This window comes from Streptomyces sp. NPDC026092 (assembly GCF_040638605.1).
In the GTDB taxonomy this organism is placed as follows: domain Bacteria; phylum Actinomycetota; class Actinomycetes; order Streptomycetales; family Streptomycetaceae; genus Streptomyces.
In genome coordinates this window covers 125,868-140,631 of the sequence record NZ_JBEZYN010000001.1, presented here as the reverse complement: position 1 = coordinate 140,631, position 14,764 = coordinate 125,868, and the positions used below count along the sequence as shown (strand labels likewise).

12 protein-coding genes and 2 pseudogenes are annotated in these 14,764 nt (G+C 73.2%); 6 read left to right on the top strand and 8 right to left on the bottom strand.

All coding sequences use genetic code 11. The features are described 5' to 3' along the window. Positions 1-24: 24 nt before the first annotated feature. The 5 genes from AB0F56_RS00635 to AB0F56_RS00615 form a co-directional block, all read right to left on the bottom strand. Positions 25-1,206: an ROK family transcriptional regulator gene (locus AB0F56_RS00635; RefSeq protein ID WP_362002526.1), complete on the bottom strand. Its 1,182-nt coding sequence runs from the start codon at positions 1,204-1,206 to the stop codon at positions 25-27. A 192-nt stretch (positions 1,207-1,398) separates the two neighbouring features. Further along, positions 1,399-2,043 carry a class F sortase gene (locus tag AB0F56_RS00630; RefSeq protein WP_362002525.1) on the bottom strand — a complete coding sequence of 215 codons (645 nt, stop codon included), beginning with the start codon at positions 2,041-2,043 and terminating at the stop codon, positions 1,399-1,401. A gap of 80 nt (positions 2,044-2,123) precedes the next feature. Then, positions 2,124-2,870, bottom strand: coding sequence for a hypothetical protein (locus AB0F56_RS00625; protein WP_362002523.1), 747 nt, complete (start codon positions 2,868-2,870; stop codon positions 2,124-2,126). Between the two features lie 211 nt (positions 2,871-3,081). Then, positions 3,082-3,759, bottom strand: a complete 678-nt coding sequence (locus AB0F56_RS00620; RefSeq protein WP_362002521.1) for a GntR family transcriptional regulator — start codon at positions 3,757-3,759, stop codon at positions 3,082-3,084. A 379-nt stretch (positions 3,760-4,138) separates the two neighbouring features. Further along, positions 4,139-5,086 carry a beta-ketoacyl-ACP synthase III gene (locus AB0F56_RS00615; RefSeq protein WP_362002519.1) on the bottom strand — a complete coding sequence of 316 codons (948 nt, stop codon included), beginning with the start codon at positions 5,084-5,086 and terminating at the stop codon, positions 4,139-4,141. Between the two features lie 235 nt (positions 5,087-5,321). Here AB0F56_RS00615 and AB0F56_RS00610 point away from each other — a divergent pair, with 235 nt between their 5' ends. From AB0F56_RS00610 to fdhD, 5 genes are read left to right on the top strand one after another with little or no spacing between them, the layout of a single operon-like run. Then, complete coding sequence (locus AB0F56_RS00610) at positions 5,322-6,362, top strand: 2-dehydropantoate 2-reductase (RefSeq protein ID WP_362002517.1); 1,041 nt, start codon at positions 5,322-5,324, stop codon at positions 6,360-6,362. Then, entirely contained in the window at positions 6,359-8,305 is a 1,947-nt protein-coding gene (locus tag AB0F56_RS00605; RefSeq protein WP_362002516.1) for a molybdopterin-dependent oxidoreductase, read from the top strand. The genes AB0F56_RS00610 and AB0F56_RS00605 overlap by 4 nt, the downstream gene beginning before the upstream one ends. Beyond that, complete coding sequence (locus AB0F56_RS00600; RefSeq protein WP_362002514.1) at positions 8,286-10,115, top strand: NADH-ubiquinone oxidoreductase-F iron-sulfur binding region domain-containing protein; 1,830 nt, start codon at positions 8,286-8,288, stop codon at positions 10,113-10,115. The genes AB0F56_RS00605 and AB0F56_RS00600 overlap by 20 nt, the downstream gene beginning before the upstream one ends. Next, a complete protein-coding gene (locus AB0F56_RS00595; RefSeq protein ID WP_362002512.1) occupies positions 10,112-10,972 on the top strand; it encodes a 2Fe-2S iron-sulfur cluster-binding protein in 861 nt (286 codons plus the stop codon). The genes AB0F56_RS00600 and AB0F56_RS00595 overlap by 4 nt, the downstream gene beginning before the upstream one ends. 4 nt (positions 10,973-10,976) lie before the next feature. Next, positions 10,977-11,825 (top strand): formate dehydrogenase accessory sulfurtransferase FdhD, encoded by an 849-nt coding sequence (fdhD, locus tag AB0F56_RS00590; protein WP_362002510.1) that lies wholly within the window; start codon positions 10,977-10,979, stop codon positions 11,823-11,825. Positions 11,826-11,960: 135 nt separating this feature from the next. Here the strand turns inward: fdhD and AB0F56_RS00585 are convergent. Then, positions 11,961-12,778: pseudogene (locus AB0F56_RS00585) on the bottom strand (zinc-binding dehydrogenase); the annotation flags it as partial. Between the two features lie 8 nt (positions 12,779-12,786). On the opposite strand from AB0F56_RS00585, the pseudogene AB0F56_RS00580 reads away from it, so the two are divergent. Beyond that, positions 12,787-13,002, top strand: a pseudogene (locus AB0F56_RS00580) (helix-turn-helix domain-containing protein); the annotation flags it as partial. Between the two features lie 8 nt (positions 13,003-13,010). On the opposite strand, the gene AB0F56_RS00575 reads toward AB0F56_RS00580, so the two are convergent. Then, on the bottom strand, positions 13,011-13,424 hold the full coding sequence (locus AB0F56_RS00575; RefSeq protein ID WP_362002508.1) for a (2Fe-2S) ferredoxin domain-containing protein: 414 nt from the start codon (positions 13,422-13,424) through the stop codon (positions 13,011-13,013). A 144-nt stretch (positions 13,425-13,568) separates the two neighbouring features. After that, positions 13,569-14,594 (bottom strand): bile acid:sodium symporter family protein, encoded by a 1,026-nt coding sequence (locus tag AB0F56_RS00570; protein WP_362002506.1) that lies wholly within the window; start codon positions 14,592-14,594, stop codon positions 13,569-13,571. Between the last annotated feature and the right edge of the window lie 170 nt (positions 14,595-14,764).

Sequence of the window (14,764 nt, the reverse complement as noted above, 5' to 3'; positions counted from 1 at the left end):
GGCGGCCGAGGCCGCAGGCGGCGGTTACGCCGGGGAGAAGAGGTGGTCGCTGATGAGGCGGGCCGCGCCGATGACGCCGGCGGTCTGGCCCAACTCGCCGAGGACGATGGGAAGGTTGCCGGTGGCCAGCGGGAGGGACTGGCGGTAGACCTGGGTGCGGACACTGGCGAGGAGGTTGTGACCGAGGCCGGTGACCCCGCCGCCGATCACCACCAGACCGGGATTGAAGAAGCTGACGAGTCCGGCGATGACCTGCCCGACCCGGTTGCCGCCCTCGCGGATGAGGGCGAGCGAGGTGGCGTCCCCCGCGGCGGCCGCCGCGGCGACGTCGACCGCCGTGAGCGTGCCGGCCGCCTCCAGGCGTCCGGCGAGCACCTCCGAGCGGCCCGCACGGGCCGCGTCCTCGGCGTCGCGGGCCAGGGCTGCGCCGCTGAAGTGGGCCTCCAGGCAGCCCTTGTTGCCGCACGCGCAGGCGCGGCCGTCCGGTTCCACCTGGATGTGCCCGATGTCGCCGGCGCTGCCCGTGGTACCGCGGTACACGTCCCCGCCCACGACGATGCCGCAGCCGATGCCCGTACCGATCTTGACGCAGAGGAAGTCGCCGACCGAGCGGGCGACGCCCGCGTGCTGCTCCCCCATGGCCATGAGGTTCACGTCGTTGTCGACCATGACCGGGCAGCCGAGTTCCTGGCTGAGGGCCTCCCGTACGGGGAAGCCGTCCCAGCCGGGCATGATCGGGGGCGCGACCGGGATGCCCTCGGGGAAGCGGACCGGCCCCGGGACGCCGACTCCGGCGCCGTCGAACCCTTCGGCGAGCCCGGACGCCCGCAACTTCGCGGCCATCGCGAGGGCTTGCTCGAAGACGGCGACCGGGCCCTCGCGGACGTCCATGGGGTGGTTGAGATGCCCGAGCACCTCCAACTCGGCGTTGGTGACGGCCACGTCGACGGACGTGGCGCCGATGTCGACGCCGAGGAAGCGGAGTTCGGGGGCGAGCCGGATGTTGTGCGAACGGCGACCGCCGCGCGAGGCGGCGAGGCCGTCCGCGACGACGAGGCCGGTGTCGAGGAGCCGGTCCACCTCGACGGCGAGCCTGGAGCGGGACAGATCGATCTGATCGCCGAGCTGCGCACGGGAGTTGGGGCCTCCGTCGCGCAACAGGCGCAGCAGTCGCGCCTGGTGCGCGTTGGCGGGTCGTGCGGTCATGCGTCTCACGCGCCCCTCCCCTAGCGAGTCGGCGAACCCTTCGGCGCCCGACGGAAGTCGGCTCTCCGCCGGGCTTTCGAGGGGAACGTAGCAGTGGTGTCCGGGGGTGGGAAGAAGTCACGCAGTGATCCGTGCAGACTTTTTCCCGGAGAAGGACAAAGGCGGGCCGGGCGGGGCCGTCGGCCGACCGGGTCAGCGCACCTCGACGAGGCGGGCGGAGACGACGACGTTGCCGTCGTACCCCCGCTGCCGCGAGAAGCCTCCGCCGCAGGTGATGACGCGTAGCTCGGGGTGCTGGGACGCCCGGTAGATCCGCTCGGCGGGGAAGCCCTCCTTGGGGACGACCTCGGTGCCGTACACGGAGAAGACGGCGGTCCTGCCGTCCTGCCGGAGGACCTCGACCCGCTGCCCCTTGGCGAGCGCCCCGAGGTCGTAGAAGACGGCGCGCCCGACCGGGGTGTCGACATGGCCGACGACGACCGCCGTTCCCTTCTCCCCGGGGGTGACGGCGCCGGTGAACCAGCCGGCCAGGTTCGGCTCGTCCTCGGGCGGGGTGTCGATCCACCCCTCGGCGTCGAGGCCGACGGCGGCGACCGGCGCGTCGATGCGGACGGCGGGCACGCGGACGCGGGCGGGCCGGGAGGCACGCAGGGGGTCGGGGGCGCGCACGGGCGCGAGGGCGGCGGCATGGCCCGGGGCCGCGGCGGCCGGCGGCTGCGGGGGGCCTCCGGTCACCCACCCCTCTGTACCGCCCCGGACGAGATGGACGCCGACGAGCAGGACGACGATGACGACGCCCCACGCGCCGCGCCTGGACGGCCCGTTCGACCCCTGCACGATGTGCGCTCCCGGTTCCCGCTGTACGCGATGGCGCTCCTCCGCCCCGGACCTCGTCATCCCAGGGCGGAGGAGCCGTTTCAAGCGCGGTCGGTCTCTCGGCGGTGGCGGCGCGCCACCAGAACGCCGCCCACGCCGAGCGCGCCCGCGATCAGCGCGGTGCCGAGGACAACCTCGGTGGCGCCCATGGCGTCGGAGCCGCCGCCGAAGCCGGCCTTGACGCCCTTGTGGGCTCCGGTGTCGGTGGAGGTGCCTGTGGAGGTGCCGTCCTGACCGCCTGTCTCCTTGCCGCCCGTCTCGTGACCGCCCGTCGACTGGCCGGCGATGATCAGCTTCGTGGTGCCCTTCTCGCCCTTGCAGTCGAAGGTCACCTGGTACTCGGCGCCGACCTTGGCGTCTGCGTCGACGGTGGCGGAGCCCTCGCGGCCCTCGTTCAGCGTGACGGTGTCGAAGACCCCGGCCGTGACGGTCACGGTGGTGACCTCGCAGCCGTCGGCCTTCAAAGTGACCTTGCCGCCGGGGGCGACCGTCGAGGGCGAGACGGAGAAGCCGAAGGAGGTGATGTTGTGGCCGGTCCCCTCGCCGGTGACGGCACCGCCACCCGTACCGGAGCTCCCCGGGACGTCGCTCCACGGGACCTCGTTGGCGGGGACGCCGACCGTCGGGGCCTCGGCCGCCGGAATGCCGGCCGGCGGGACGTCGACCGGTGGAACCTCGACCGGAGGGGCGCCGACCGGAGGGACGTCGTCCACGGCCCCGGCCGTCGGCGCGCCCAGGCAGAGGGCGGCGGCGAGCAGGGCGGTGGCGGCACCTCGTATCGCGCGCATGGCGATCGACCTCCCGGTCACGCGAGGGCGCGCGGCGGACGGTTCCGCGTACGGCTACGAGATGACCCTCGACCCGTCCGAAGCTAGGACGGGCCCGGGGCCCCCGCCACCGGGCTCCGCCGAACGGAGGTACCGGCGAAACGGAGGTACCGGCGAACGGAGGTACCGGCGAACGGAGGTGCCGGCGAACGGGCGGGCGGGAAACGCCCCCTCAGCCCTGGCTGTGCTCCCGGTAGGTCGCCCGGGTGTGTTCCGTGTGGGCGCGCATGACCGTCGTCGCGCGGGTCTCGTCGCGGGCCGCGATCGCGGCGATGAGCTGCCGGTGCTCCTTCCACGACTGCTCGCCGCGCTGCCGGGCGACCGGCGTGTAGTACCAGCGGACGCGGCGGTCGACCTGCCCGGCCAGCTCGGCGAGCACGACGTTGCCGGCCAGCTCCATGACCTTGGCGTGGAAGGCCGCGTTCGTCGCCACGGCGAGGTCGACGTCGTCGTCCGCCACGGCCTGCTCGCCCCGCGCGCAGAGCTCCTCGAGGGCGGCGATCCCGGCCGAGCCGGAGTTCGCGGCGGCGAGCCGGGCGGCCTCCGCCTCCAGGAGCGTACGGACGGAGAGCAGCTGGTCGGCCTCCTCGTCGGTCGGCTCGTGGACGAAGGCGCCCTGCGCGGGCCGCAGGTCGACCCAGCCCTCGGTGTTCAGCCGCTGGAGCGCCTCGCGCACCGGCTGACGGGAGACGCCGAGGTGACCGGCGAGCTCGCTCTCGACCAGGTGCTGCCCGGGACGCAGGGCACGGGTCGTGATCAGTTCGAGCAGCGCCTCGTAGACCCGGTCGCGCAGCGGCCCCGGCCGCTCCAGCCGGGGCACGGCCCCTTGCGGCAGTCCTGCGGACAACATCGCGGCCCCCTCGTACGCCGTAGGCGATCGACCCTCGGCAGTCACCGATCACCGGTCACCATGGATTGGCTATCGTCTACAGTCTACCGACGCACAAGTCCAGGCATGCGGCCCGCGGCGATCTCGGCCGAAACAACCCCACCGCAGGCAGGGGGAGTCAGGGCCTTCCGTTTGGATCAGGCCGGATCAGGGAGCGGCGTCTGGTGCCGTGGATCGCAAGGCGGAGGAGGGCGTCAACGCGGTGGGGGCACCTCCCGTGCCCGAAGGGCTACGGGGAGTTGGCAACCGACGTCAACGCGGCTGGGGGTACCCCCTGCTCGAAGGGCTTGGGGGAGCGGTGCCAGACGCCGCGAGCCCGGCATGATCCAAACGGCAGGCCCTACGGAACCCGGACGACCTGCCCCGCGTAGGAGAGGTTGCCGCCGAAGCCGAAGAGCAGGGTCGGCGCGCCGGACGGGAGCTCTCCGCGCTCGACGAGCTTGGCGAGGGCCAGCGGGATCGAGGCGGCGGAGGTGTTGCCGGACTCGATCACGTCCCGGGCCACCACCGCGTTGACCGCGCCGATCTTCGCGGCGAGGGGCTCGATGATCCGCAGGTTGGCCTGGTGCAGCACGACCCCGGCCAGTTCCTCCGGCGCGAGGCCGGAGCGCTCGCATGCCTGGCGGGCGAGGGCGGGAAGCTGCTGGGTGGCCCAGCGGTAGACGGACTGGCCCTCCTGCGCGAAGCGCGGCGGGGTGCCCTCGATCCGGACGGCGTGCCCCATCTCGGGGACGGAACCCCACAGCACCGGGCCGATGCCGGGCTCGGTGCCGTCCGGCACGGCCTCGACGATCGCCGCGCCCGCGCCGTCGCCGACGAGCACGCAGGTCGTACGGTCGGTCCAGTCGGTGACCTCGGTCATCTTGTCGGCGCCGATGACCAGGGCGCGGCGGGCGCCGCCCGCGCGGATGGCGTGGTCGGCGGTGGCGAGGGCGTGTGTGAAGCCCGCGCAGACCACGTTGAGGTCCATGGTGGCGGGCGAGCCCATGCCGAGCCGGGCGGCGACGCGGGCCGCGGTGTTGGGCGAGCGGTCGATGGCCGTGGAGGTCGCGACGAGGACCAGATCGATGTCGGCGGCTTCGAGGCCGGCGGCGGCGAGCGCCTTGCCGGCGGCGTGCGCGGCGAGCTCGTCGACCGGTTCGTCGGGTCCGGCCATGTGCCGGGTCCTGATGCCGACCCGGCTGCTGATCCACTCGTCGCTGGTGTCGACGAGCTTGGCCAGGTCTTCGTTGGTGAGCACCTTGGCGGGCTGGTAGTGCCCGAGCGCGGCGATACGAGTGCCCGTCATGCTCGGGACCCCCTTGGGTTCAAGTGGAAGCAGGACCTCCCATCCTGACCAGCGACTGATCGGTAACCAGGCACGTAAACCACCAAGATTCGCCCGTAGGTGTTGGGAGACCGTGACAACGGACGTTCCGCGCCGCCCCTTGTCGACCCCCTCTCCATACTGTAGACAATATTTCGTCGACACTCCCTTTTCCGGTTCCCTCGAACGGTTCCCTCGACCGAACGGAGATCCGCACGTGAAGGTCGCAGTACTCGGCGCCGGTGCGATCGGCGCCTATGTCGGAGCCGCGCTCGACCGCGCGGGCGCCGACGTCCATCTGATCGCCCGTGGACCGCACCTCGCGGCCATGAGGCGGCACGGCGTGCGGGTCGAGAGCCCGCGCGGCGACTTCACCGCCCGGGTGCACGCCACCGACGACCCGGCCGACGTCGGCCCCGTCGACTACGTCTTCCTGGGCCTCAAGGCCCACGCGTACGCGGCGTGCGGGCCGCTCGTCGCGCCGCTTCTGCACGACACGACGGCGGTCGTCGCCGCCCAGAACGGCATCCCCTGGTGGTACTTCCACCGGCACGGCGGCCCGCACGACGGTCATCGTGTCGAGAGCGTCGACCCGGGTGGCGCTGTGTCGGCCGTCCTCGCCCCCGAACGCGCCATCGGCTGCGTCGTCTACGCGGCGACCGAACTGAGCGGCCCCGGAGTCGTCCGCCACCTGGAGGGCACCCGGTTCTCCATCGGCGAGCCCGACCGGTCGGCGTCCGAACGCTGCCGTACGTTCGCCGAGGCGATGCGCGCCGGGGGCCTGAAGTGCCCGGTCGAGGCGGAGTTGCGGCACGACATCTGGATCAAGCTGCTCGGCAACATCTCCTTCAACCCCCTCAGCGCGCTCACCCGGGCGACGATGCGTCAGATGTGCGTGCACGGCGGTACGCGGCAGGTCGTCGAGCGGATGATGCACGAGACGCTCGCCGTCGCCGCGGCGCTCGGCTGCCGCCCCGACATCTCCGTCGAACGCCGGCTCGCCGGGGCTGAGCGCGTCGGCGACCACCGCACCTCCACCCTCCAGGACCTGGAGGCGGGCAAGCCCCTGGAGCTGGACGTGCTCCTCGCGGCCGTGGTGGAGCTCGCGGCCGTCACCGACGTACCGGTGCCCACGCTCCGGACCGTCCACGCCCTGTCGGACCTGCTCGCGAACCCGACCGGCCGGCCCGGCCAGTCCGGCCGGCCCACCCCGTCCCGTCGGCCCACCCCGTCCAGCCAGCCCAGGAGTTCGGCATGACGAACACGAGGAAGAGGAACCGGAACCGCGACCCGAAGACCTACACCCGGCTCACCCACCCGCTCGTCCGGGACGAGAAGGGCGGACCGCTGCGGCGGGCGAGCTGGGACGAGGCCCTGGAGCGCGCGGCGGCCGGATTCCGGGCGGCGCGGGGCGCGTTCGGGATGTTCTCCTGCGCGCGGGCGACCAACGAGATGAATTACGTGGCGCAGAAGTTCGCCCGCGTGGTGATGGGCACCAACGACGTCGACTCCTGCAACCGGACCTGTCACGCGCCGAGCGTCGCCGGCCTCTCTGCCGTCTTCGGCTCGGGCGGCGGCACGTCCTCGTACGAGGAGATCGAGCACACCGACGTGATCGTGATGTGGGGCTCCAACGCCCGCTTCGCGCACCCGATCTTCTTCCAGCACGTCCTGAAGGGGATCCGGAACGGGGCGCGGATGTACGCGGTCGACCCGCGCCGCACCTCGACCGCGGAGTGGGCCGAGGGCTGGCTCGGCCTCGACGTCGGCACCGACATCCCGCTCGCCCACGCCGTCGGCCGCGAGATCATCGAATCCGGCCTGTACAACCGGGCGTTCGTGGAGCGGGCGACGAGCGGCTTCGAGGAGTACCGCGCGCTCGTCGAGCCGTGGACGCTGACGGCGGCCTCGAAAGTGACGGGCGTACCGGCCGCCGCGATACGGGAGTTGGCGCACGCATTCGCCCGGGCCGAGCGGGCCCAGCTGTGCTGGACGCTCGGCATCACCGAGCACCACAACGGCACCGACAACGTCCGGGCGTTGATCAACCTGGCGCTCCTGACCGGGCACGTGGGGCGGTACGGCTCCGGGGTGCAGCCGCTGCGCGGCCAGAACAACGTGCAGGGCGGCGGCGACATGGGCGCGATCCCGAACCGGCTGCCCGGCTTCCAGGACATCCAGGACGCGGGGGTACGGGCGAAGTTCGAGTCCTTCTGGGGCACGGAGATCCAGCCGCGCTACGGGCGGACGCTGACCGAGATGTTCGAGGCGATGGAGAGCGGCGAGCTGCGAGCCGTGTACTGCGTCGGCGAGAACCCGGCGCAGTCGGAGGCGGACAGCGCTCAGGCGATGGCCCGGCTCGCGAAGCTCGACTGCCTGGTGGTGCAGGACATCTTCCTGACGAGGACGGCCGAGTTCGCGGACGTGGTCCTGCCGGCGACGGCGGCCTGGTGCGAGACGGACGGGACGACGACCAACAGCGAGCGGCGGGTGCAGCGGGTACGGAAGGCGGTGCGGCCGCCGGGCGAGGCCCGCGAGGACATCGACATCATCTGCGCGTTGGCACGGCGGCTCGGCCACGAGGGCTGGGCGTACCCGGACGCCGAGGCCGTCTGGAACGAGCTGCGCGCGGTGTCCCCGGACCACTGGGGCATGACGTACGACCGGCTCGAGGAGCACCAGGGCATCCAGTGGCCCTGCCCCGATCTGGAGCGGCTCGAACCGTCCTTCCTGCACGGCAGGTTGTGGGAGGCCGATCCCGAACAGCGGGGCGCGCGGGCCCCGTTCGGCCTGGTGCGGCACGATCCGCCCGTCGATCTGACGGACGAGCGGTATCCGATCCGGCTGACGACCGGGAGGCGGCTCGACTCGTACAACACCGGTGTGCAGAGCGGGAGTTTCGCCTCGCCGCTGCGGCGTGGTGAGTACGTGGAGCTGTGCCCGGAGGACGCGGAGCGGTACGGGGTCGCGGTGGGCCAGGAGGTCCGGGTGACCTCGCGGCGGGGGTCGGTGGTGGCGCCGGTGTGGGTGGATCCGGCGCTGCGGCCGGGGCTCGCGTTCATGACGATGCACTTTCCGGACGAGGTGGACACCAACCAGCTGACGATCGAGGCGAACTGTCCGATCGCGGGGACGGCGGAGTTCAAGGCGTCGGCGATACGGATCGAGAGGGTGGGCTCCGATGGATCTCCGCTTCGGTGACGCCAAGCCGTCGGACGAGGAACGGGAGGCCGTGGACGCGCTCCTCGGCCCGCCGGAGTCGGCGTGGGAGGGCGCGGACGACCGCTCGGCGGAGGACCTGCGCTGGGCGCGGGGCGGGCGGGAGGCCCGGGAGCGCCGTGACCTGCTGCTGCCGGGGCTGCACGCGCTCAACGACCGGGTGGGGTGGATCAGCGAGGGGGGCCTGGCCTATCTGTGCCGCCGCCTGACGGTGCCGCCGGCGGAGGCGTACGGGGTGGCCACGTTCTACTCGATGTTGGCGGTACGCCCGCGCCCGGCGCAGGTCCTCCACGTCTGTACGGACCTGGCGTGCGCGGCGCGCGGATCGGCGGCGCTGACGTCGGGCCTGGAGGCGGAGGGGGTCGCCTTCGAACCGAGCCCCTGCCTGGGCCTGTGCGAACGCGCCCCGGCGGCGCTGCTCGTACGAGCGGGGGCGCCCACCCCGCCTGCCTCCCCGCACGCACGCCTGGCCCGTGTCGTCGCACCGGCCACGGTCGGTGAGCTCGCCGAGGTCGCGCGGGACCCCGAGTCCGCCGCGCCCGAGGCACCCGCGGTGACGGCCGTCCCGCAGGCAGGCCAGGACGAGTGGCGTAGCCCCCTCCCCCTCCTCGCCCGCGTCGGTGTCGTCGACCCGTCAAGCGTGGACGACTACCGCGCGCACGGTGGGTACGTCGCGCTGCGGCGGGCGTTCGCGCTCGGGCCCGCCGGGGTGATCCGGGAGGTCACGGAGGCCGGGCTCGTCGGGCGGGGTGGGGCCGCGTTCCCGACGGGGCGGAAGTGGCAGGCGACCGCCTCACAGGCCGACGGCCCCCACTACGTCGTGTGCAACGCCGACGAGTCGGAGCCGGGCACCTTCAAGGACAGGGTCGTCATGGAGGGCGACCCGTACGCGCTCGTGGAGGCGATGACCGTCGCCGGGTACGCGGTCGGCGCGCACCGGGGCTACCTCTACATCCGGGGTGAGTACCCCCGCGCGTACGAGAGACTCGCCCAGGCCATCACCGAGGCCCGCGCCCGCGGGCTGCTCGGCGACGACGTCCTCGGCAGCGGTTTCGCCTTCGACATCGAGATCCGGCGCGGGGCGGGCGCGTACATCTGCGGCGAGGAGACCGCCCTCTTCAACTCGATCGAGGGCTACCGCGGCGAGCCCCGCTCCAAGCCGCCGTTCCCGGTCGAGAAGGGGCTCTTCGGCAAGCCCACCGCCGCCAACAACGTCGAGACCCTCGTGAACGTGCTCCCGATCCTGACCCGGGGCGCCGAGGCCTTCCGGGCGGACGAGACCAAGCTCTTCTGCGTTTCGGGCCACGTCACCCGACCGGGCGTGTACGAGCTCCCGTTCGGCGCCACTCTCCGCGAACTCCTCGACCTCGCCGGGCCGCCCGAGGCCCTGAGCGCGGTCCTCCTCGGCGGCGCGGCGGGCGGCTTCGTCCGCCCCGACGAGCTGGACATCCCGCTCACCTTCGAGGGCACCCGCGCCGCCGGCACGACGCTCGGCTCGGGGGTCGTCCTCGTCCTCGACGAGTCCGTGGATCTGCCGAGGATCCTGCTGCGCATCGCCGAGTTCTTCCGGGACGAGTCCTGCGGCCAGTGCGTGCCCTGCCGGGTCGGCACGGTCCGCCAGGAGGAGGCTCTGCACCGGATCCGGGAGCGGACGGGAGCCGCCGCGGCCGCCGACATCGCCCTGCTCCGCGAGGTCGGGCAGACCCTGCGCGACGCCTCGATCTGCGGTCTCGGCCAGACCGCGTGGAACGCCGTGGAATCCGCCATCGACCGACTGGGGGTCTACCGATGACCACCGTTCCGCTCGCCCCGCCCCGACGCCTCCTGGAGTTCACGCTCGACGGCGCCCCGGTCCGCGTCCCGGAGGGCGCCACGATCCTCGACGCCTGCCGCGCCGCCGGTACGGACGTACCGACGCTCTGCCACGGCGACACGCTCACCCCGAAGAACGCCTGCCGGCTGTGCGTGGTCGAGGTCGAGGGGGCCAGGACGCTCGCCCCGGCCTGCTCGCGCCGCGCCGAACCCGGAATGGTCGTCCGTACCGACACCGCGCGCACCCGGCACAGCCGCAAGGTCGTCCTGGAGCTGCTCGCCTCCTCGGTGGACCTCTCCACCACCCCGGGCGCCGCCGAGTGGATCAAGGAGTACGGGGCGGAGCCCGACCGCTTCGGCCCGGAGGCGCGCCGTCTCGGCGAGGAGCCGCGCGTGGACAACGACCTGTACGTCCGCGAGTACGACAAGTGCGTCCTCTGCTACAAGTGCGTCGACGCCTGCGGGGACCAGTGGCAGAACTCCTTCGCGATCTCGGTCACCGGGCGCGGCTTCGACGCCCGGATCGCCGTGGAGCACGACGGGCCGCTCACCGAGTCCGCGTGCGTGTACTGCGGCAACTGCGTCGAGGTCTGTCCGACGGGTGCGCTGAGCTTCAAGCGGGAGTTCGACATGCGCGCGGGCGGGACCTGGGACGAGGCGGCGCAGACGGAGACGACGACGGTCTGCGCGTACTGCGGGGTGGGCTGCAATCTCACCCTGCACGTTCAGGACAACGAGATCGTGAAGGTCACCTCACCGCACGACAACCCGGTGACCCATGGCAACCTCTGTATCAAAGGCCGTTTCGGCTTCCAGCACGTACAGAATCGGGTGTAACCACATGGGACGGGTCACCGAACGACGGCGCGTCATCCGGATCCGGGGCACGGCCGTCAACGAGCGCCCGGACACGCTGGTGGCCGAGGAGCCGCTGGAGATCCGGCTGAACGGCAAGCCGCTCGCGATCACGATGCGCACGCCCGGCGACGACTTCGCGCTCGCGGCCGGGTTCCTGGTCAGCGAGGGCGTGCTCGGCGCCGCGTCGGACGTGCGGAACATCGTGTACTGCGCGGGCGCCAAGGACGACGGGACGAACACGTACAACGTGGTGGACGTCCAGCTGGCGCCCGGCGTCCCCGTCCCGGACATCACCCTCGAGCGGAACGTGTACACGACGTCGTCGTGCGGGCTGTGCGGCAAGGCCAGCCTGGACGCGGTCCGCACCACGGCCCGTTTCCCGATCGCCGACGCTCCCCCGGTCCGGTTGACGCCCGAGCTCCTGGCCCGCCTCCCCGACCGGCTGAGGGCCGCCCAGCGGGTCTTCGACCGGACCGGGGGGCTGCACGCGGCGGCGCTGTTCTCCGAGGACGGCGAGCTGCTCGACGTACGGGAGGACGTGGGCCGGCACAACGCGGTGGACAAGCTGGTCGGCCGGGCGCTGAGCGACGGGCGGCTTCCGCTGTCCCGGGCGGTCCTGCTGGTCTCCGGGCGTGCCTCGTTCGAGCTGGCGCAGAAGGCCGTGATGGCGGGCATCCCGGTGCTCGCCGCCGTCTCGGCGCCGTCCTCGCTGGCCGTGGACCTGGCCGCCGAGACGGGCCTCACGCTGGTCGGCTTCCTGCGCGGGCAGGACATGAACGTGTACGCGGGCGAGCACCGGATCGCCCTCGGGGCCGCGGCCGCGCACGGCTGACCGGGCGCCGCCCGCCGCACGGGTCGGGCCACCGGCCGGCGGGGAGCGCCCCCTGCGCCGGCCGGCCCCGCACCGCTCGTACCGCTCGTACCGCCCTCACCGCTTGTCCCGCTCGCACCTCTCGTACCGCGGCTGTCAGCTCCCCGCGACCCTCAGCAGCAGCTTCCCCGTGCTCGCCCGCGTGCCCATCAGGCGGTGTGCCTCGGCGGCGTCCGCGAGCGGGAACTCGGCGGTGACCGGCAGGGTGACCGTCGCGAACGCCCGCTCGGCCAGGCTCCGCAGCTCGGCCGGGGCGGTCTTGGCAGCGTCAGGATCGAGAAGCCGCCGACGGAGACGCCCGTCGGGTACAGCTCGGGCTGCCCCACCCGCCACGGCTCGGCCGAGCTCGCGTTGCCGAAGGAGACCAGGCGGCCGAAGACCGCGAGCGAGGCCAGGGAGGCGCGGAAGGTCTCGCCGCCGACCGGGTCGAGGGCCAGGTCGACGCCGCGACCGCCGGTCGCGTCCCGGACGGCCTTCTCGAACTCGCCGACGAAGACCTCGTCGTAGCCGTGGGCGCGGACGTGGGCCGCCTTCGCCTCGGAGGAGACCACGCCGTACACCGCGCCCGCGCCGGCCGCCTTCGCCAACTGGCCGACCACCGTGCCGATTCCGCCCGCAGCACCCTGGACCAGGACGCTCCCGCCGGCCCCGAGCCGGCCCACGGTGTGGACGAGGGCGTACGCCGTGGGCAGGACCGTGGGCAGGGTGGCGGCGGTGCGCAGGTCCATGCCGGGCGGGAGCGGGAAGACGGTGGCGGCGTCGGCGAGGACCACCTCCGCGTACGCCCCGCCGTCCGTCAGGGCGGTCACCTGCTCGCCCACGCTCAGGCCGGTGACGCCCGCGCCGAGCGCCCGGATCCGCCCCGAGGCCTCCAGGCCGGGACGGTAGGGCAGGTCGGGGACCCGGTAGCCCTCGGGCGGAATCCGCCGAGTGGTCACGGAGCTGCGGCAGCTTCGACGTGCCCGTCGGGAAGGCGGCGCTCAGCCACCATTTCTCCGTCCTGCGCGGCGCCGGCCTCGTCGAGCAGCGCGACGAGGGCCCCCGGCGGGTCAACCGGCTCCGGCGGGCGGAGTTCGAGGCCCGCTTCCCGGGCCTCCTCGCCCTGGTGCTGCGCGCCGAGCCGGCGGACAGGCCCTAGGCCGTACGTCAGCGTCGGCGGCGGGCGGGCGTGGCGGGTTCCACCGCGGGTGGGTCGATCATCTGGAGCGCGAGGGTCGCCGGGGGTTCGGCGAGGCCGGGGCCGCCCGCGGCTGTCCAGGCCAGGATGTCGTCGAGGCAGTCCTCGTCGGTGACGAACGCGATCCAGGCGGCGCGCCCGCCCCGGCGGCGACCCTCGGTGGAGGGCTGGACGACGACGATGTTGGCCTGCGCGCAGGGTCCGAGGCAGTCGCTGGTACGGACGGACAGCCGGCCCCCGGACTCCTCGGCCGCGCGTCGGAGCCGGGCGAGCTGGCCCGCGTGGTCGACGCCCGGGTTCTTGCCCGCGTCGCCGCAGCAGCAGCCGCGGCAGACGACCAGGGAGCAGGGGCGGGCGCCGTACCGTATCGGGACCGGGGTCACTCGGATCCGTCCAGGGTGAGGACGGCGAGGACCGGTGCGCTGGGGCCGGGATCGGGTGCGGGCATGAGGGAAACGGTAGCGGGCCCGGTGATCTTCACCAGAGGGCGGGGCGAGAACCCGCCACCCCGGGGGTCCCCGCAGCGCTCAGCCCCGGCTCGCCGCGACCGTCGGCCGGGCCTCGGGCTCAGGAGTCTCCTCCGGGTCCCGCGCGCGGCGCTTGGCGATCACCGCGCAGACCATCAGCTGCATCTGGTGGAAGAGCATCAGCGGCAGGACCGCCATCGCGGCCTGCGGCCCGAAGAGCACGCTCGCCATCGGGAGCCCGGCCGCCAGGCTCTTCTTCGAGCCCGCGAACTGGATCGCGATCCGGTCGCCCCGGTCGAAGCCGAGCCGCCGCGCGCCGAACCAGGTCAGCGACAGCATCGCGGCCAGCAGCACTGCCTCGACCACGAGCAGCAGCCCGAGCCGCCCCGGGGTGATCTGGTGCCAGATGCCGGCGACCATGCCGTGGCTGAAGGCCGTGTAGACGACGAGCAGGATCGAGCCCCGGTCGACGTACCCGAGCACCTTCTTGTTCCGCAGCACGAACCCGCCGACCCAGCGCCGCAGCAGCTGTCCCGCCAGGAACGGAACGAGCAGCTGGAGCACGATCTGCGTCAGCGAGTCGGCGGAGAAGCCGCCCGCCGTGGAACCGAGCAGCAGCGCCGCGAGCAGCGGGGTGAGCACGACCCCGGCGAGCGAGGAGAACGAGCCCGCGCAGATCGCGGCCGGGACGTTGCCCCGGGCGATCGAGGTGAACGCGATCGAGGACTGGACGGTGGACGGCACCAGGCAGAGGAAGAGCAGGCCGCTGTAGAGCGGAGGGGTGAGAACGGCCGGGACGAGCCCCTTCGCCGCGAGCCCGAGGAGCGGGAAGACGACGAAGGTGGCCGCGAGGACCGTGACGTGGAGCCGCCAGTGCCGGAGCCCGTCCAGCGCCTCACGGGTGGAGAGCCGGGCGCCGTAGAGGAAGAAGAGGAGAGCGATGGCCGCCGTCGAGGCGCCGTCGGCGACCGTCGCGGCGCCGCCGGAGGCGGGCAGCAGGGCCGCCAGGCCGACCGTGCCGAGGATCACCAGGATGTACGGGTCGATCGGCAGCCAGGACGGCAGGAGGGTCGTACGGCGGCTCATGTGCTGGTGCTCCACTGCTTCCGGGTCGGACGTGCTTCCGGGGGAAGCGCTTCGGGGGACGTGCTTCCGGTCGGAAGTGCTCCCGAGGCGGGAATGCTTCCGGATCAAGAGTGCTTCCGGGTCGAGGATCGTGCCTCCCCATCCTGCTCCTCGCGGCGGCGATCGGGAAT